The organism is Kribbella sp. NPDC050820 (genome assembly GCF_040653975.1).
Lineage (GTDB): Bacteria > Actinomycetota > Actinomycetes > Propionibacteriales > Kribbellaceae > Kribbella.
In genome coordinates this window covers 33,060-51,068 of the sequence record NZ_JBFAHB010000066.1, presented here as the reverse complement: position 1 = coordinate 51,068, position 18,009 = coordinate 33,060, and the positions used below count along the sequence as shown (strand labels likewise).

Here is an 18,009-nt window from a genome sequence, read left to right as displayed (position 1 = left end):
GCCGACCCGACGGCGCTCAACCGCACCACCGTCGACCCGGCACTACCTGTCGAAATGCATGCCCTCCCGTCTCGCCGCCACCGCAGACTCACCCATGGCCCAGCCAGACCAGCACACCCGCCATACCAACCACACATCAGTCACAAGAGCCGGATATCCCATGCCATTGTGGGTTCTCCCCTCGTAGACGAGCGGAGAACCCACAGCTCGAACGGATATCCCTTCGAGGGTCAGGCCCCGAGGTGCGGGGTCAGACCTCGGTTTCGTCGTCGTCGGGTTCCTCGTCGGCGTCGGCGAGGGACCACTTCAGCTGGAACTCGACCTCTTCCTCGCTGTCACCGCGTTCGTGCTCGACGCTGATCCTGGCGTTCTTCGGCACCGTGAACCGCTCGCCGGCGATCTGGATCCGGAACGGCTTGCCCGCTTCCAGGGCGTCCGCCAGCCGGCGCAGCTTGGCCGCGAAGTCGGCGACGGAGTAGTCCTTCTCGACATCTCTCTCACTCATGCGGCCCATCCAACCAGCCGACAGGTTCTTCCAGCCATTGACAATAGTTGTACGGCGCGTTAACTATTGCATCATGGTGGAAGATCAGGTCGACCGGTTCTTCGAGGTCCTGGCCGACCCGACCCGGCGGCAGGTGGTGCGGCTGCTCGGTGAGGGTCCGCAACGGGCCGGCCAGCTGGCGGCCGCGACCGGTGCGTCGTCACCCGCGATGAGCCGGCACCTGCGGATCCTGCTGTCCGCCGGGCTGGTCGCCGACGAGCGCGGTCCCGACGACGCGCGGGTGCGGATCTTCCGGCTGAACCCCGAGCCCGTGGTCGCCGTACAGGCCTGGCTGGACCAGGTCCAGGCGCACTGGAGAGACCAGTTGGGCTCGTTCAAGCGACACGTCGAGCAGAAGGAGTCCTGATGACCAAGCCATCGGCATCCGCGTCCGTCGAGGTCGCCACCGACCCGCAGTCCGCGTTCCGGATCTTCACCGAGGAGATCGACCTGTGGTGGGTCCGCGGCCCGATCAACTTCTGGGACTCGGCCCGCGCCACCGCGATGCAGATCGAGCCGGGCGTCGGCGGCCGCATCCTCGAGGTCTACTCGCTCCCGGACGACGTACTCGAACTCGGCACGATCACCGACTGGGAGCCGGGCGCGCTGATGGCGTACCGCAGTTCGGTCGACGACACCGAGACCCGGATCACCTTCGACGAACTCGACGGCGGTACGCGCGTCACCGTCGTACAGACGCTGGTCCAGGGTGGCGAGAAGGCGTTCTACTTCTGGGCGAACATCCTGCACTGGGTGCCGCAGTGGTTCGAGCGCCGCAACGCGCCGGAGGCCCAGCGCGAGCTCGACCGCCTCTCGATCGGCCTGTACTACGAGGACCCGGCCGCCGCCGCGCGCTGGCTGCACACCGTCTTCGGCCTGGACTCCTGGGACAAGATCCCTGCCGAAGGCTCGGACCCGTCCTGGATCGAGTTGCACGTCGGCTCGTCCGCGATCCTGCTGTTCAAGCTGACCGAGGAGCGTAAGGGCCTGGACCACGAGGTCTGGGTGTACGTCGACGACCTGGCTGCCCACTTCGCCCGCAGTACGGCGAACGGCGCCAAGATCGTGTCCGAGATCCACACCCACGGCTACACCCGCTACCAAGCCGAAGACCTCGAAGGCCACCGCTGGATCTTCGCCCAGGCCCGCCCCTCCCAGTGACCATCCCGCTCACCGGCGGCCGCCTCACGCCCGGTGTCGTCCGCATCGGCGACACCGTGCGGCGGCCGTCGTCCCCCTTCACCGCAACCCTCCTACGCCACCTGTCATCCGTAGGCTTCACCGCCGCACCGCGCTACCTAGGCCGCGACGCCGAGGGTCGAGACATCCTCGCGTACCTGGACGGCTGGGTCCCCACCCGCTTCCAACGCTGGACCGACGACCAGGTAGCCGCAGCCGCCCGCCTCCTACGCACCTTCCACGACGCAACCCGCGGAACCCACCTGACCGGCAACCACGAGGTCATCTGCCACCACGACCCCGGCCCCAACAACTTCGTCTTCGTCGACAACCTGCCGGCCGCCCTGATCGACTTCGACCTGGCCAACCCCGGCAACCCGCTGGAAGACGTCGCCTACCTGGCCTGGACCTGGTGCATAGCCTCAAAACACAACGACCCAGAACCCCAAGCCACACAGGTAAAACTCGTGGCCGACACCTACGCCCTGACCACCACCCAACGCCAATCCCTCATCGCCACCATCCTCGAACGCCAACTCCAAAACGCCACCTTCTGGACCAAAACCCAAGCCGAAGTAACCCCCGACCAACGCGCGGCCCGCATCACCTGGTCCCACCACGAACACACCTTCCTACAAACCCACCGCCCCATCTTCGAACGCGCACTGACGTAGACCTGAGCCCGCCTTCGGGCGCTCGGCGGAGTGATCAAAGTGTTATAGCATCGATGCTATGACCTGGGGTACCGTTGAACTGGAAGCTGAGGTGCGCGCCTGGCTCGAAGGGTTACCGACCGACCTGTTTGCACGTGCTGCGTTCTACGTGGATCTCCTCACCGAGCGAGGCCCACTGCTGAGCGAGCCGTACACCAAGCAGATCGGCGAAAGCTTCGCGAGTTGCGTTTCTGGCTCGATCGGGATGCGATGCGGATCAGTTACTGGATTGCCACCGATCGGCGGATCATCCTGCTGACCGTGTTCCGGAAGACCGGGATGCGGGAGACGCGGGAGATCGAGAGAGCGCGGACGGCATATCGCAGGTGTGTGCAGGAAGCGCACACCGTTCCGGTGACGGAGGAGGACTGAGGTGACGAGCCGGACGGGATGGGACGAGGTTCGGGGACGCCGGATGGCGGAGCCCGGGGCTGCGGAGGCGTACGACGCGACTCGGCGCGCCTTCGAGCTCGGTGTAGCGGTGCGGCAGATGCGCGAACAGCGCGGCTGGACCCAGACCAGGCTGGCCGAGGCCGCAGGGATGACCCAGTCCGCCCTCGCCCGCTTCGAAGCCGGCGGGACTGTACCCACCCTGGCCCTGCTGGAACGGATTGCCCAAGCATTCAACGCCCGCCTGGTCGTCCGCTTCGACGAACACAACTCAGCCGGCTGAACCGGACCGATACCTGGCGGGAGTCGTACGACGCGGCGGCCAGTCCCCGGGTACGGCGGGAGTCCGCCACCTGGTGGCGTTGGACGGGATGTGGCTGGCCTTGCTGACGGGCGCCGGCTGGCACTCGACGGAGGCGGACCACGGGTGGTTAAAGGCGGCCGGCCTTTTTCAAAGCTAGGTAGGTGTCGGCGAGGGCGGGGGCTATCTGGTCGGGGTTTTCGTCTACTACGGTGACGCCGGCTCGGGTGAGGATGGCGGTTACTCGTTCGCGGTCCAGGCGGGTGCGGGCGGCGGAGGCGGCGCCGTAGACCTCGATCAGGTCGGAGCGGGTGGACTCGAGCTCGGTGAGGCGGGGGTCGGCGACCGAGGCGAGCACGATGACGTGGCGGCGGAGCAAGGGGCCGATGACGGGGAGCAGGGACTCCTCGATGACGGCTGGGTCCAACCCGGTCAGCAGTACGACAAGCGATCGCTGGCCGAGGCGTTCGAGGACCTGTGACACGACCACGCGGAAGTCCGTCTGCACCAGCTCGGCCTCGACGTTCGCGAGTGCGTTCACGAACGACGGCAGCACGTCCTCCGGCGCCGGTCGTCGTACGTCGGCCCGCACCGCCGAATCGCAAGCCAGCAAGGAAACCCGGTCGCCAGCACGGGTCGCCAACGCAGCCAGCAGCAACGCGGCATCCATCGCGTGGTCGAGCCGAGGTGCGTCCCCAACCCGCCCGGCCGACATCCGCCCGGAGTCGATCACGATGGCGACCTGACGATCGCGTTCCGGCCGCCAAGTCCGCAGTACGACGTTGCCCCGCCGAGCCGTCGCCCGCCAATCGATGCTCCGCACATCGTCCCCAGGCACGTAGTCCCGCAGCGAGTCGAACTCCGTCCCCTGCCCCCGCACGAGCAACGCAGTCCGCCCGTCCAGCTCACGCAACCGCGCCAGCCGCGACGGCAGATGCTTGCGGCTCTTGAACGGCGGCAACGCCCGCACGGTCCACGGAACCGTGTGCGACCCCTGCCGCCCAGCGAAACCCAGCGGACCGATCGACCGGATCGTCACCCGATGCGCCTGCCGGTCACCCCGCCGTGTAGGCAGCAGATGCGTCGTCAGCCGCCGCCGCTCGCCATGCGGCAGGTCCAGCTTGTGCGGCGGATCCTGCACGCCGGCAGACGGCGGCCATGCGTCCCGCAGCAGCCCCTTCACCCGCCGCCCCGGGTTCGCGACCAGCAACTGCACCACAGCCGGCTCACCCAGCCGTACGGCGTTGTCGCCCTCCCGACTGAGCTGCAGTCGCCGAGGCGAGCCGGCCAGCAGCATGTCGACCAGGCAGACCACCAGCACGACCGCGACCACGATGCCGACCCCGCTCCAACTCGGCATGAGCAGAGCAACGAAGACGACGCCCGCGGCGGCGAGCAGCCCAGCCCGGCCAGTGAGAACCATCAGCTGTACGCAATCATCGTGGCACCGGCACCGTGGCCAGCACGCTCTCGAGTACGGCGTCCGCGCTGACACCCTCGAGCTCAGCCTCCGGCCGCACCTGTACTCGATGCCGAAGGCAAGGACGCGCCATCGCCTTCACATCGTCCGGAATCACGTAGTCACGCCCCGACAACCACGCCCACGCCCGCGACACCGCCAGCAACGCCGTGGCCCCACGCGGCGACACACCAAGCTGCAGCGACGGCGACTGCCGCGTGGCCCGGCAGAGGTCCACCACGTACGCCAACACGTCCTCCCGGACAGCAACCCGCCGTACGGCGTTCTGCCCGGCCAGCAGGTCCTCCGGCCCGGCCACCGGACGCAGACCGGCGCCGGCGAGGTCCCGCGGGTCGAAGCCCTGCGCATGCCGAGCCAGGACGGCGATCTCCGCATCGCGCGGCGGGATGTCGAGCGTGACCTTCAGCAGGAACCGGTCGAGCTGGGCCTCCGGCAGCGGGTAGGTGCCCTCGTACTCGATCGGGTTCTGCGTAGCGGCGACGACGAACGGCACCGGCAGTTTGCGCGGCACACCGTCGACCGTGACCTGCCGCTCCTCCATCGCCTCCAGCAAAGCGGCCTGTGTCTTCGGCGGCGTCCGGTTGATCTCGTCGGCCAGCATGATGTTGGTGAACACCGGCCCCGGCCGGAACTCGAACTCGCTGCTCTTCGCGTCGTACACCAGCGATCCGGTGACGTCACCGGGCATCAGGTCCGGAGTGAACTGCACCCGCTTGGTGTCCAGCCGCATGGCGGTCGACAACGCCCGCACCATCAGCGTCTTCGCCGTACCCGGGACGCCTTCGAGCAGCACGTGGCCGCGGCAGAGCAGAGCGAGCACGAGCGCCGTCACCGCGGTGTCCTGGCCGACCACCGCCTTGCCGATCTCGGTCCGCAAGGCGACCAGTGCCTGCCTGGCCTGCTCGGCGGTGACCTCGGTAGTCGTCACGGGTGTCGTACCTCCTGCGTCAGTACGTCGAGTTCGTAGGACAAGGACATCAGGGCGGCGTCGCTCAGCGGTGGGAGGCCGTAGAGCAGCTCGTACAGCATGGCCGGATCCCGGCCGGTGCGTGCGGCAACCGTCGCGACGACAGCTGACGGGTCGGCGCGCCGCGGGATCCCGTGCGCCTTGTGCAGCTTGCCGAGCGCCGACTCGCGCAGTGCGGCCGCAGCCCGGTCTCGGGCGCGTGAGCGCCGGTAGAGCCGCGCCCTGCCCTCAGTGGTCTCTGCAGCATGCACGATGACCGGGAGCCGCTCGGCAACCACCGGACCGAGCCGCCGGCCACGCCAAAGCGCTACGACGAGTACGGCGAACGCCAGCGCCCACCCGATGTACCGGACGTCCGGCGGGATGAGTGGCGGCGCGTCCTCGTCGGGTTCGTCGTACCCGGTGGACTCCCACTGCGGCAGGTACCAGGTCAGGTCCTGGTGGGTGCCGATCAGGTTGAGTGCGAGCGCAGCGTTGCCGTCGTCCGCGAGCTGGTCGTTGGTGAACGAGCGCTGCGACCCCACCACGTCGACGATCCCGTTGTCGGTCTCCAACCGGATCACCGTGTTCGAGATGCCGTCGCCGTAGCAGGCCTGGGCTGTGGAGGGAGCGGAGTAGGTGGAGCCGCTGACGGTCGCCGTGCCGGCCTTGACTGCGGCAGGCAGGTCGCAGTCCGGAGCACGGCTGCCGGACGACAGGGTCTGACCGGCGTCCAGGACACCAGGCGCCAGGGCCTCCAGAGCGCGGGAGCCGGGACGGATGAGGACGATGTGGCTCCAGCCCGCGTGGGCGATTCGCTCCCAGTCGGAGCGATCCAGCTGGCCCATCGGCCCGATCAGCAAGGTCTTGCCGGCTCCCGGAGCGAGTGCGTCCTCCAGGTCCTCGGTGCCCTGCACGTTGACGCCGTGCTTCTCCAGGAGCGCCGCGAGGGCGCGTGCTCCGTTCTGCTCGGTGGAGTCCGGGCTGAACGGTCCGGAGGTGCGCGCGGCGGTCGCGATCAGGAGGACGATCGCCGCCAGCACGATCAGGCCGGTGACGAGCAGCGGCACCCGCAGCACCCGCCAGCTCTCACCGGCACTTCTCCCGACCACAGTGCTCACGCTTGCACCAACGCCTTGGCGGTTCGGGCCGCGTTGTCAGCTGTCACCACTGGTGCATACCGCTCCGGCGTACCAGGACGGTTGCCGTAGACAACCTCGGTGAACGCCAGCGCCGCGGGCTGCAACGGGTCTTGCAGAGACGGTACGGCGCGGCCCGCGTCGGCCACCACCTCGTACGCAGTCCGCCCCGCCCGCTCGTCCAGAATGGTTCGCTCGGTCAACTCCGCCACACAGGCACGGAACCGGCTGCGGATGGCGAGTGCGTAGTCCCCACCAGCGGCTTCCTGCTCCGCCTGCGCTCGGTACTCGGCCGCACGGCGCGGCCTGGCCGTGTCGAAGACCGCCTGGCCCTTGATGCGGTAGCTGGTCCGCAGCACGCCGGCCCGCCAGAGCACCACGATCGCGATCAGGATGATCAGTCCGATCAGCATGAACAGACCGGCGTGACCGCCGGGAGAGGTCCCGGACAGGCTGTCCATCAGGTCGGCGATCCACTCCATCACCTTGCCGAGCGCCCGCTCGATCAGCGAGTCGCCGGACTGCCGGTACGCCGACTTGGACAGCTCCTCGGCCGCCTCGGCGGCGGCCTGGTCCCGGCCGATGTCGATCGGGGGCTCCAGGATGATCACGACGTACCTCCAGGTCCCTGAACCGGGCCCTGAACCGGGCGCAGCACCGGCCGCATCCACAGGTCGAGGCCCTCCCGCCGTACCCGGAGGTCCAGGTAGATCAGGGCCTGGACGGCGGACATGAAGGCCAGGCTGGCGATCAGCGTGATCGCGGTCGCCAGCCCGGCGGCCACGCCGAGCACGACCGCGGCGATCGTCGCACTGCTGCTCTCACTGCCGTCGGCCCAGGTGCCGACCGTCATCACGAGCGTGGTCACCCCGAACTGCAGCGCGTAGCTGACGATGTTCACCACCAGCCCGGCGAACAGCAGGATGCCGAACACCCGCCAGAACTTGCCCTTCACCAGCCGCCAGGACCGCTTCAGCGCACCCCAGATGCCCACCCGCGCCGGGATGTGCAGCCCGATGTCCGGCGCGTGCCGGCCCTCCATCAGTACGACGGTCCCGGCCAGCAGCAGCCGGATGCCGAAGATCAGCACGAGCACCGCGCCGAGCAGCATCATCACGATCGCCACCGCGCCGGCCACGTCGGACGACACCGCGGACTCGGCCCCGGAACCGACGCCGACGACCGCCAGGCCCCAGCCGCCGATCAGGATGATGAACGACAGCGACTGCACCAGCCCGACCGCGGCCAGTGCGGGCAGCGCGGGCCGGACCAGCCGCAGCAGCTCGAGAGGCCCGACCCCATGCGCCAGCTGGCTCCGTACGGCGGCCAGCGCGATGATGCCGGCCAGCATGCTCGACACGACGGTGAACAGCACCAGCTGGACACCGTACGTGAGCAGCAGCGCCGCACCGGCCTGCTGGAACGGGTCCTCGGCCCCGAAGAACCCACTGATCCCGCCCGGTACGGCGATCTCGGTCAGCACAGCCTGGACCGCGAGCAGGGCGACGGCGGCGAGCACCGGGAGGCCCAGCATGATCGTCTTGTTGTCGGAGATGGTCCGGGCGGCGTTGTCGAGCAGGTCCGCGGGCAGCCACGGCCGCAGTGGCTCCGCCGCCGGGTCCTCGTGCATGCTGATGTCCGTCACCTGTCACCTCCCTCCGTCGAACCGCGGGCCGGGCTGAACCGTGTAGTCCATAGGTTGTCCCGGGCCAGGGCTGTGCACCATGATCACAGCCCAACTCGGGGTCACTCGGCGATCCGGCGTGTGCACTACCCGGGGAATGGGACACTATCCGTAGTGCGTACGGTCAGCATCCGCTGGGCGCACAACGATCGGACGGCAAGGAGCTGGGCGTGGCAGACGGTAACCGGACGATGCGGGGTCGCATCCTCATCGTCGACGACGACACGGCGTTGTCGGAGATGCTCAGCATCGTGCTGCGCAACGAAGGCTACGACACCTATCTGTGCGCGACCGGTGACAAAGCGGTACCGGCGTTCCGTGAGTTCAAACCGGACCTGCTGCTGCTCGACCTGATGCTGCCCGGGATGGACGGGATCGACGTCTGCCGGGCGATCCGGGCCGAGTCCGGCGTCCCGATCGTGATGCTGACCGCGAAGAGCGACACTGTGGACGTCGTGCTGGGCCTGGAGTCCGGCGCCGACGACTACGTGGTGAAGCCGTTCAAGCCGAAGGAGCTGGTGGCCCGGATCCGGGCCCGGCTGCGCCGGATGGACGAGCCCGGTCCGGAGTCGCTGACCATCGGCGACCTGACCATCGACGTGGCCGGGCACTCGGTGAAGCGGGCCGGTGAGACGATCCAGCTGACCCCGCTCGAGTTCGACCTGCTGGTCTGCCTGGCCTCCAAGCCCTGGCAGGTGTTCACCCGCGAGGTGCTGCTGGAGCAGGTCTGGGGCTACCGGCACGCGGCCGACACCCGGCTGGTCAACGTGCACGTCCAGCGGCTGCGCTCCAAGATCGAGAAGGACCCCGAGCACCCCGAGATCGTGGTCACGGTCCGCGGTGTCGGCTACAAGGCGGGTGCGGACTGATCGAGTACGGACGCGACCAAGAGTCGCAGGCGGCCGCCGACGCCCCGGCCGCCACGCCCGGTCCGGAGCAGCAGCAACCGGCACCGGTCGAGCAGGAGACGGCGGAGAACCGCGGGACGGAGCTCGAGCTCACCGCCGCCGTGGCCGATTGGCCTGCCTACCCGCAGCCGCTGTGGCGCACGCACCCGAAGCACTGGCCGGACATCTGGCGCCGGTCCATCCAGGCCCGGATCGTCACCGGCACCCTCCTGATGTCGACCGTCGTGCTGATCCTGGTCGGCTGGGTGATGATGAGCCAGGTCACCGACGGCGTGCTGGAGTCCCGCCGTACCAGCGCCCAGGCGGAGGCGATCGCGCAGCTCGCCTCGCTGTCCAACACGATCGACGCGGCCGACCCGAACTCGATCAACCAGCAGCTGTCCGAGCTGGTCCTCGGCACCAACCGCCCGGGCCTGTACGACGTCCTGCTGGTGCCCGGCGACTTGTCCTCGACCAACGCGATCCGCTACACCGGCCTCGTCGACAGCGACTCGATCCCGACCGAGCTGGCGTCCTCGGTGATGAGCGACGACACCAAGCTCTGGGACACCTACACGGTCATCAACTACCGCGACGGGCCCAGCGTGCCCGGCCTGGTGATCGGGTCCCAGCTCCGGGTCCCGACCGCGCCGACCGAGCGGTACGCCGTCTACTTCCTCTTCCCGCTCACCCCGCAGCAGGAGACGCTGGACGTCGTCCAGCGCGCGCTGGTCACGGCCGGCCTGCTGCTCGTCGTCCTGCTCGGAGCGGTCGCCTGGCTGGTCACCCGCCAGGTGGTCACGCCGGTCCGGATGGCGCGGCGGATCGCGGAGCGGCTGGCGGCCGGCAAGCTCGAGGAGCGGATGCAGGTTCGCGGCACCGACGACCTGGCCCGGCTGGCGGTCTCCTTCAACAAGATGGCCGGCAACCTGCAACGGCAGATCCGCCGGCTCGAGGAGCTGTCCCGGCTGCAGCGCCGGTTCGTCTCCGACGTCTCGCACGAGCTGCGCACCCCGCTGACCACGGTCCGGATGGCCGCCGACCTGCTGCACGAGAGCCGGGACCAGTTCGACCCGATCAGCCGGCGCTCGGTCGAGCTCCTGCAGAACGAGCTCAACCGGTTCGAGGAACTGCTCGCCGACCTGCTCGAGATCAGCCGGTTCGACGCCGGCGCGGCCGCCCTCGACCTGGAGGACGTGGACCTGCGCGACATCGTCAACCGGGTGCTGGAGAACCACGAGACCCTGCTGGAGCGCAAGGGCTGCGAGGTCCAGCTGGACATGCCGGAGCCGTGCCGGGCCCAGGTCGACTCGCGCCGGATCGAGCGGATCCTGCGCAACCTGATCGGCAACGCGATCGAGCACAGCGAGGGCCTGCCGATCCGGATCAGCACGGCGTACGACGACGACGCGGCCGCCGTCGCGGTCCGCGACCACGGCGTGGGCTTCCGGGCCGAGGAGGCCGAGATGGTGTTCAGCCGGTTCTGGCGGGCCGACCCGGCCCGGGCCCGGACCACCGGCGGCACCGGGCTCGGCCTGTCCATCGCGTTGGAGGACGCCCGGCTGCACGGCGGCCGGCTGGACGCCTGGGGGTCGCCCGGTGACGGCGCCTACTTCCGGCTGACGCTGCCGCGGCGGCCGGACGTCACGCTGTCCGGATCGCCGCTGCCGGCCCGCCCGGCCGACGCCAGCCGGGTGGTGACGGAGAAGTCCCTCGTCGACGTGGGAGCGCCGTACCAGAAACTGACCGGTGGTGAGGAGCGGTGAGGCGGAAGCTGCTTGCAGTGATCCTGGCGTTCCTGCTGCTGGCCACCGGCTGCGCGACGGTGCCGACCAAGGGCACCATCCGCAACGCCGGCCGGGAGGGCCTGGCGCCGGACTTCGGCGGCGTCGGCGTGGAGGCCAAGCCGCCGCGGGCGGACGCCCAGCCGCTGCAGCTGGTCAACGGCTTCCTGGAGGCGATGTCGGACTCCCGTGCCTTCGACGTGGCCCGGCAGTACCTGACCCCGGAGGCAGCGGCCGCCTGGAAGCCGGAGTCGCAGACGGTGGTGTACCAGCAGGCCCGTGACGCGGTCACCAGTTCTGGCGACCAGGTCCGGTTGCGGGCCGGCATGATCGCCACCATCGACGACCGCGGGTCCTGGACCCCGGCGAAGGTCGACGCCTCGGTCGACTTCACCTTCAAGCTGGTCAAGGTGGACGGCCAGTGGCGGGTCTCGACACCGCCGCCGGGGGTGTACCTGAGCAGCAACCAGCTCGACCCGAAACTTGCCCCGCGCAACCTCTACTTCTTCAACCCGGGCAAGGACATGCTCGTCCCCGACCCGGTCTACCTGCCGGTGAACCTGTCGGCCGGACAGGGCGCCACCCAGCTGATCCAGGAACTGCTCAAGGGCCCGACCAAACGCCTCGGCAACGGCGCCATCTCGCTGGCTCCACCGGGGACAGCGGTCCAGGTCTCCGTGCCGGTCGAGTTCGGCGTCGCGACGGTGGCCTTGAACGAGGCGGCCGCCTCGCTGCGGGACACCGAACGGCGACTGCTCGCGGCCCAGATCGTCTGGACCCTCAACCAGGTCAACCTGCGGGTCAAGATCACGGTCAGCGGCGCGCCGCTGCTGCCCGACGAGCCGGACGTGCTGCCGTTCTCCAACTTCGGGAACTACGACCCGCAGGTGCCCGACGGCGCGATGACCGAGCTGTACGGCGTCCGCTCCGGCCGGATCCAGCGGATCGAGGGGCTGGACGGGGCGTCCGACATCGCCGCCCGGCCGCTGACCAGCAGCAAGCTGTACGACTACCAGGCCGAGTCGTTCGCAGTCAGCCTGCGCGGGGACTCCGGCGCGATCGTGACCACCGACGACGGCGACAAGGTGGTGGCGTACGCCCGGCTGGAGTCCACCGAGAACGACAAGTCCGACCAGGTCCGGAAGATCCAGACCCAGGGCCGGGTGCTGCGGCCCAGCTTCGACAACCAGGACAACCTCTGGATCCTCGACCGCGCCGACGGCGCGGCGCCACGGCTCCGGGTCCGCAACCGCGACGGCACCGCGATCGCCGACGTGATCACCAGCTTCCACGGCGACGCGCCGATCGCGTTGCGGATGGCTCCGGACGGCGTCCGGGCGCTGCTGGTGATGCGGTCCAAGACCACCGGCCAGAACTACGTGCAGACCGGGACGATCCAGACCGCCAGCGGCGGCAAGCTCCTCCTCGGGCAGCTCCGCCAGCTTCAGTTGCCGCTCTCCGCCATCACGGATGCGGCCTGGAACAAGCTGGGCATCCTGGTCGCCGGCACGTCGCCCGACGTCGGCAACATCCGGCAGCCGTGGCTGGTCAACACCGACGGCTCCGGCCGGCAGTTGCTGCCCGGGGCGTCGTCCGGGTTCGAGACCGCGCTGCTCGCGTCGAACCTGAACAAGGACACCCTGCCGGTGGTCGAGGACGTGAAGGGCCAGCTGCACTGGCAGACCCGCGATCTCACCTGGGTCGACATGGACAACGATGCCAACGCGGCCCCGATCGTGCCGACCTACCCGGGCTGAGTTGTCCACAGGCTCGGCCTGTCCCGGTTGCGAGCGGGCGTGCTGTCGCGGATCGTTGAGCGGTGCCGGTCCGGGACGCGTTCGTGGATCTCGTGCTGGGTGGGCGGTGCGCGGGCTGCGACCGGCCGGGAGTCACTCTGTGTGGTCGTTGCCGGGAGCTACTGACTTCGGTGACTCCGTTCCGTGCTTGGCCGGACCCGCGGCCGGCCGGACTGCCTCCGCCCACCGCGAGTGCGCCGTACGCCGATGAGTTGCGCAAGTTGATCATTGCGCACAAGGAGGAGGCTCGGTACGCGCTGGCCCGTCCACTCGGCGCGGTGCTGGCAGCCGCCGTACGCGCTGCTCTCGGGGATCGGCGTGCCGTGTGGCTGTGCCCGGTTCCGTCGGCCAGGTCGACGGTCCGGCAGCGTGGGCACGACCCACTGCGCCGGATCACCCGCGCCGCCGCGCGATCCCTTCGGCGACAGGGAATCGACGCCCGGCCGGCTGCCGCGCTGACCGTCGTACGACGTCTCGACGACCAGGCCGGGTTGTCCGCGGAACGCCGTACCGCCAACCTGGACGGGGCTTTCGCGGCTCGTTCGCGCTGGGCTGAAACGCTGACGGATCAGCCGGTCCTGCTGGTCGACGACGTGATCACCACCGGTTCCACGCTGGCCGAGGCGGGCCGGGCCTTGGAATCCACCGGAATTCCGGTGCTCGGCTGTGCGGTGCTGGCCGCGACCCGCCGGCGCCGGCCGTCTGGTTCATGAGAACTTCCCTACCGGTTTTCGCCGAAGCCGACTAGCGTTGGCCTATGACACCCGCTAGGGACTGTCGGGCAGGGATGTGGTGCAGGTCCGGATCAGCCGGAATCCTCACTGCGGAGTCCGACCGGTTCCACAGCGGGTGTTCTCGTTTCGGGCACCGTCACACGAGGTACGGGGGTCCGGAGACGTAAGAAGAAGTCGCCGATCGATGGAGGTTTCCGTGGACGTCGTTGTCAAGGGTCATCACTGCGAGGTCAGTGACCGCTTCCGGCAGTACGTCGAGGAAAAACTCGAGCGGATCGAGAAGGTCGATCACCGGGTACTGCGGTGCGAGGTAGAAGTCAGCCAGGAGAAGAACCCGCGACAGCACGATCGGGCGATGCGTGTCGAGCTCACCATGTACACGAAGGGACCGGTGGTCCGCGCCGAAGCGACCGGCGAGACCAAGGCGGCGGCGTTCGACGTCTGCCTGGACCGGTTGCGGGCGCAGGTCCGCAAGGCGGCCGACCGCCGCCGGGTGCACCGTGGTGAGCGTACGCCGGAGGGCCTTCGGCACGTGAACGCGAAACAGCCACTCACCGACACCACTCCAGTGGAGGAACCAGCCGCCGAGGACGAGGTGGCGACGTACAAGTTCGGATCGCTCACGGTCACCGGTGACGGTCCTTTGGTGATGCGCGAGAAGACCCACACCGCCAAGCCGATGTCCCTGGACCAGGCGCTCTACGAGCTCGAACTGGTCGGACACGACTTCTACCTCTTCGTCGACGCCGACGAGAACCAGCCCAGCGTCGTCTACCGCCGCCGCGGCTACGACTACGGCGTCATCCGTCTGGCCGTCTGAGGCCGACAGCACGCGGGAGGAGCACATCACGAGGGGCCGGGCAGCTGCCCGGCCCCTCATCCTTCCCCTGCGAAGGTCTCTGCTACCCGTCGATCTGGGCCTGGAGGGCGGCTGCGTAGGTGGCTACCTCCGCGTAGACGCCCGGGTCGCCGGCGTCGGCGCAGCCCACGCCCCAGGAGACGACGCCGAAGAGCCGGCCGTTGAGGACCAGCGGACCGCCGGAGTCACCCTGGCAGGAGTCCTTGCCGCCGTCCTCGAACCCGGCGCAGATCTCGCCGTCCGCGGTGTACCCCTCGCTCGCGTACGCCTGCTCGCAGTACGCGTCACCCAGCACCGGCACGTCGACCTTCTGGAAGGTGTCCGCCGGCCCGGTGCCCTCGGTCTCACCCCAGCCGTACACGACCGACGCCGCACCCGCCGCGTCCGCCGCCTTGTCGGTCTCCAGCGCCAGCGTCGGCACACCGTCGAACGGCGTGGCCAGCGTCATCACGGCGACATCATGACCAGGCTCCTTGCCGTACGCCGGGTCCACCCAGATGCTGCTGATCTTCGACTCCTTGCCACCGGACTCGGTCAGCACGTCCCGGCCCTGGATCGCCGTGTAGGTGCCGGCCGCCTCCTGCGCGCAGTGCGCGGCGGTGACGATCTTGTTCGCGGCGACCAGCGTCGACCCGCACCACTGGCCGCTCGGCGACGGCGAGCCGCTGTTGTTGAGGGCAATCGCCCAGGGGGTGTCCGCGGTCTTGGCGACCGTGCCGCCGACGATCCGGGTCTTCGGCCCGTCCGGCGACTGCGCGGCCGACGCGGAGCCGGCTACGGCCACCGCACCGAGGGACGCCACGGCCAGCACACCGGCCGCCAGGGCGGCTCGGACCAACTGCACTCTTCCTGTCATGCCTCACTCCAGGTTGATAGGGGCCACGCGGGCGGCGCGGCCTCTCTGGAGCGTCTCCCGAACACCGTTCGTAGCGCACCTCCCACTTGCGGTAACTCCCGAGTTATGGCCGCCGGCCGGTCCCCCGATCCGGCCGGCGTGCCGGTCAGAGCCCCATCGCCTTGCCGTCGAGCACCTGGCTCTTCGCGGGAGCCTTCGGCGTCGGCGCCGTGCCGTAGGCGCTGAAGCTGAACTGGTTCTTGCCATCGGTCATCCGGATCACCCGGGCGGTCTCGGTGTCGATCCACAGCGCGGCGCCGTCGTCGGTGAGCCCGACGCACCGGACACCGTCGACCATCCGCGCCGTGACCTTGCGGGGCAGGGCGGCCGTGGCCGTGTCGTCCTCGCCGAAGACCGTCGCGAAGAACCTGCCGGGGGTGACCAGGTCGACCATGTCCTGGGTGTCCTTGTCGACCTTCGACAACTTGATCCACTTGTTCTTCAGCAGCCGGACGGTCCGCGCGGTCTCGGCCGGGCTGCTCTTCTCGGCCTTCGCCTGCGCGCGGATCGCCGACTCGGACAACTGCAGGTAGACGGTCTTGCCGATCGCACGGACCCGGTACGACGCGCCCGCGACGGTGAAGTTGCCCTCGCCGCCGCCTTTGGTCAGGGTGATGTCGAAGGTCATCGGCCCGCTGGTGTCGTCGATGGTGCCGCGCATCCGCAGGTTGGTCGCCGCCAGCGACGCAGCCCGGGTCTTCTGCATGATCGTCCGGACCGGCAGGTTCTCCAGCCCTGCTGCGGTCGGCGACGCGACCGGGCTGGTGGGAGGCGCCGTCGCCGCGGCGGTGGCGGCAGGCTTGTTGTCGCCGGCGGAGTCGGCGCCGGGGCCGCAACTGGTGGTGACCAGCGCGATCATGGCGACCGCCGCGGCGGTGCGGATCCAGGGGAAGGACATGGCTCGGACTCACCTTTCGGTACGCCGGCCCAGCGGCCGGGGCTCGTTCTCGTTCGTCCAAGAGCCTGCGTGCGCGCACTGCCGTCCCGCGGCGGTTCGACTGCGCGCGACTGCGGTCCGCCTGCCGACCCGCTGCTGGATAGACTGCCGTCGGGCTGAGGGCAGCTCGGTCTGAGCGGATCGGGAGGGTGCAGACCAGTGCCAGGGGCGGTGAGCGACTCTGTCCGGTTTACGCTGCTCGGACCGGTGCGAGCCCATCGTGGGTCGCGCGAGCTGGATCTCGGTCCGGCCAAGCAGCGCGCCGTACTGGCGAGTCTTCTGCTCTCCGCCAACCGGCCGGTCCCACCGAGCCGGATCATCGATCTCGTCTGGGGCGACGACCCGCCGGAGAACGGCCCGAACGTCGTACAGAAGTACGTCGCCGGCCTGCGCCGGGTGCTGGAGCCGGAGCGGGAACCGAGATCGTCCGGCCGGCTGCTGACCCTGACCGATGGCGGCTACCGGCTCGCCGTCGCACCTGGCGACTCCGACGTCGACCTGTTCAGCCAGCACGTCCGCACGGCAGGCCGGCTGCGTGCCGAGGGGCGCCTGGCGGAGACCGCAGCGGAGCTTCAGACAGCGCTGTCGTTGTGGCAGGCGGAGCCGTTGGCCGGCCTGACCGGCGTGTACTTCGAGGCCACCCGCGCTCGGCTCGCTGACGACCGCGCCGCGGCTGTGGAGGAGTGGGCCGAGGTGGAGCTCGAACAGGGGCACCTGCAGAGCCTGCTGCCGGAGCTGTCCCGCCTGGTTGCCGAGTTCCCGCTGCGCGAGCGACTGCGCGGCGTGCAGATGCTTGCCCTGTACCGCGCCGGCCGCCAGGCCGAGGCCCTGGCCGCCTACCGCGAGATTCGCAGCCTGTTGGTCACCACCCACGGCGTGGACCCGAGCCGCCCCCTCCAAGACCTTCACCAGCGGATCCTTCAAAACGATCCCACTCTCACCGCCCCCGTCCCCGCCCCACCCGTCCCCGCCCCACCCGCAGCCGACCCCGCGCCGTGGTCGCCCACTCCCGCCGCGCCGTTCGTTCCGTCGGCGCCGCACGGGGAGGGGTTGCAGTTGCGGGACTGGGTGCTGAAGTTCCTGGTCGCGGCGGTCCCGATTCTGACGGTCGGGCTGCTGGGTGGTCCGGCGATGGGCGTCGTGGCGGTCCGGCGACGCAGTACCCGTCTCGGGCTGGCAGCCGCGGGGTATCTGGGTGCGACGATCGCCGGCGCCCTGATGATCGACACGAGCAGCGACGAGATCACCGGCACCAAGGACGGTCTCGGCGTCACGCTGGTGATCGTCTCCGCGCTGGTCTGCGCAGTGCACCTGGCGGTGATCGTGCCGAGGCAGACCCGGCAGGCTCCGGGGGACGAGACGCGCCGGCAGTACGGGCGTCAACTCGCAGCCGAGCACCCGGTGATCGCCCGCCAGCTCGGGATCGGGCGCCCCGACCTGCCGAACCAGTTCGAGGACGGCGGGCTGATCGACATCAACGATGCGCCCGAGGCGGTCCTGCGGACGCTGCCCGGCGTCTCCGCCGAGCACGCCGCGCTGATCGCCGCCGACCGGACCCACCGCGGCCCGTTCCGCTCTCTGGAGGATCTGGCCGCGCGCGGCCTGTTCCCGTGGCCGATCCCGCCGCAGGTGGCCGAGATCGTGCTGATCATCCGGGTCCAGGACACCGTTGACGGCGACCGGCGGTAATTGTCGGTGGGCCCCGGCAGAATCGCTGCCGTGAGTACACAGGTGTTGTCGA

The 18,009-nt window shown here is 69.6% G+C and carries 20 protein-coding genes; 12 read left to right on the top strand and 8 right to left on the bottom strand.

Features of this window, described 5'->3' with window-relative positions; genetic code table 11:
* Positions 1–250 precede the first annotated feature (250 nt).
* Positions 251–505 (bottom strand): amphi-Trp domain-containing protein, encoded by a 255-nt coding sequence (locus tag AB0H36_RS37495; RefSeq protein ID WP_360534861.1) that lies wholly within the window; start codon positions 503–505, stop codon positions 251–253.
* 73 nt (positions 506–578) lie between these two features.
* Between AB0H36_RS37495 and AB0H36_RS37490 the strand changes: the two genes are divergently transcribed.
* The 6 genes from AB0H36_RS37490 to AB0H36_RS37465 are packed head-to-tail and all read left to right on the top strand — an operon-like array spanning position 579 to position 3,109.
* Positions 579–911, top strand: coding sequence for a metalloregulator ArsR/SmtB family transcription factor (locus tag AB0H36_RS37490; RefSeq protein WP_360534859.1), 333 nt, complete (start codon positions 579–581; stop codon positions 909–911).
* Positions 911–1,705: a VOC family protein gene (locus AB0H36_RS37485; RefSeq protein WP_360534857.1), complete on the top strand. Its 795-nt coding sequence runs from the start codon at positions 911–913 to the stop codon at positions 1,703–1,705. Before AB0H36_RS37490 ends, AB0H36_RS37485 begins: the two co-directional genes overlap by 1 nt.
* Complete coding sequence (locus tag AB0H36_RS37480) at positions 1,702–2,397, top strand: phosphotransferase (protein ID WP_360534855.1); 696 nt, start codon at positions 1,702–1,704, stop codon at positions 2,395–2,397. Before AB0H36_RS37485 ends, AB0H36_RS37480 begins: the two co-directional genes overlap by 4 nt.
* 58 nt (positions 2,398–2,455) lie before the next feature.
* Positions 2,456–2,695, top strand: a complete 240-nt coding sequence (locus AB0H36_RS37475) for a hypothetical protein (RefSeq protein ID WP_360534869.1) — start codon at positions 2,456–2,458, stop codon at positions 2,693–2,695.
* A complete protein-coding gene (locus AB0H36_RS37470; RefSeq protein WP_360534853.1) occupies positions 2,647–2,808 on the top strand; it encodes a hypothetical protein in 162 nt (53 codons plus the stop codon). The genes AB0H36_RS37475 and AB0H36_RS37470 overlap by 49 nt, the downstream gene beginning before the upstream one ends.
* A gap of 1 nt (position 2,809) precedes the next feature.
* The gene (locus AB0H36_RS37465; protein WP_360534851.1) at positions 2,810–3,109 is read left to right on the top strand and encodes a helix-turn-helix transcriptional regulator; all 300 of its coding nucleotides are present in this window, start codon (positions 2,810–2,812) and stop codon (positions 3,107–3,109) included.
* A gap of 148 nt (positions 3,110–3,257) precedes the next feature.
* Here the strand turns inward: AB0H36_RS37465 and AB0H36_RS37460 are convergent, their stop codons facing one another.
* The 5 genes from AB0H36_RS37460 to AB0H36_RS37440 are packed head-to-tail and all read right to left on the bottom strand — an operon-like array spanning position 3,258 to position 8,337.
* Positions 3,258–4,550, bottom strand: coding sequence for a DUF58 domain-containing protein (locus AB0H36_RS37460; protein WP_360534849.1), 1,293 nt, complete (start codon positions 4,548–4,550; stop codon positions 3,258–3,260).
* 13 nt (positions 4,551–4,563) lie between these two features.
* Positions 4,564–5,535, bottom strand: coding sequence for a MoxR family ATPase (locus AB0H36_RS37455; RefSeq protein WP_360534847.1), 972 nt, complete (start codon positions 5,533–5,535; stop codon positions 4,564–4,566).
* Positions 5,532–6,674 (bottom strand): DUF4350 domain-containing protein, encoded by a 1,143-nt coding sequence (locus AB0H36_RS37450; RefSeq protein WP_360534845.1) that lies wholly within the window; start codon positions 6,672–6,674, stop codon positions 5,532–5,534. Before AB0H36_RS37450 ends, AB0H36_RS37455 begins: the two co-directional genes overlap by 4 nt.
* Positions 6,671–7,303, bottom strand: a complete 633-nt coding sequence (locus AB0H36_RS37445) for a DUF4129 domain-containing protein (protein ID WP_360534843.1) — start codon at positions 7,301–7,303, stop codon at positions 6,671–6,673. The genes AB0H36_RS37450 and AB0H36_RS37445 overlap by 4 nt, the downstream gene beginning before the upstream one ends.
* Positions 7,300–8,337, bottom strand: a complete 1,038-nt coding sequence (locus AB0H36_RS37440) for a hypothetical protein (protein ID WP_360534841.1) — start codon at positions 8,335–8,337, stop codon at positions 7,300–7,302. Before AB0H36_RS37440 ends, AB0H36_RS37445 begins: the two co-directional genes overlap by 4 nt.
* 230 nt (positions 8,338–8,567) lie before the next feature.
* Here AB0H36_RS37440 and mtrA point away from each other — a divergent pair, with 230 nt between their 5' ends.
* The 5 genes from mtrA to raiA all read left to right on the top strand — a co-directional run bounded on the left by mtrA (position 8,568) and on the right by raiA (position 14,397).
* Positions 8,568–9,245, top strand: a complete 678-nt coding sequence (gene mtrA / locus AB0H36_RS37435) for an MtrAB system response regulator MtrA (RefSeq protein WP_141859693.1) — start codon at positions 8,568–8,570, stop codon at positions 9,243–9,245.
* 140 nt (positions 9,246–9,385) lie between these two features.
* Positions 9,386–11,029, top strand: coding sequence for an MtrAB system histidine kinase MtrB (gene mtrB / locus AB0H36_RS37430; protein ID WP_360534839.1), 1,644 nt, complete (start codon positions 9,386–9,388; stop codon positions 11,027–11,029).
* Complete coding sequence (locus tag AB0H36_RS37425) at positions 11,026–12,804, top strand: LpqB family beta-propeller domain-containing protein (protein WP_360534837.1); 1,779 nt, start codon at positions 11,026–11,028, stop codon at positions 12,802–12,804. Before mtrB ends, AB0H36_RS37425 begins: the two co-directional genes overlap by 4 nt.
* A gap of 170 nt (positions 12,805–12,974) precedes the next feature.
* The gene (locus AB0H36_RS37420; protein ID WP_360534835.1) at positions 12,975–13,556 is read left to right on the top strand and encodes a phosphoribosyltransferase family protein; all 582 of its coding nucleotides are present in this window, start codon (positions 12,975–12,977) and stop codon (positions 13,554–13,556) included.
* 217 nt (positions 13,557–13,773) lie between these two features.
* Positions 13,774–14,397 carry a ribosome-associated translation inhibitor RaiA gene (gene raiA, locus AB0H36_RS37415; RefSeq protein ID WP_360534833.1) on the top strand — a complete coding sequence of 208 codons (624 nt, stop codon included), beginning with the start codon at positions 13,774–13,776 and terminating at the stop codon, positions 14,395–14,397.
* A gap of 82 nt (positions 14,398–14,479) precedes the next feature.
* Here raiA and AB0H36_RS37410 read toward each other — a convergent pair whose 3' ends face one another.
* Positions 14,480–15,292 carry a serine protease gene (locus AB0H36_RS37410; protein WP_360534831.1) on the bottom strand — a complete coding sequence of 271 codons (813 nt, stop codon included), beginning with the start codon at positions 15,290–15,292 and terminating at the stop codon, positions 14,480–14,482.
* 145 nt (positions 15,293–15,437) lie between these two features.
* Positions 15,438–16,229 carry a hypothetical protein gene (locus AB0H36_RS37405; RefSeq protein WP_360534829.1) on the bottom strand — a complete coding sequence of 264 codons (792 nt, stop codon included), beginning with the start codon at positions 16,227–16,229 and terminating at the stop codon, positions 15,438–15,440.
* Between the two features lie 246 nt (positions 16,230–16,475).
* On the opposite strand from AB0H36_RS37405, the gene AB0H36_RS37400 reads away from it, so the two are divergent.
* Entirely contained in the window at positions 16,476–17,957 is a 1,482-nt protein-coding gene (locus AB0H36_RS37400) for a BTAD domain-containing putative transcriptional regulator (RefSeq protein ID WP_360534827.1), read from the top strand.
* The last annotated feature ends 52 nt before the right edge of the window (positions 17,958–18,009 follow it).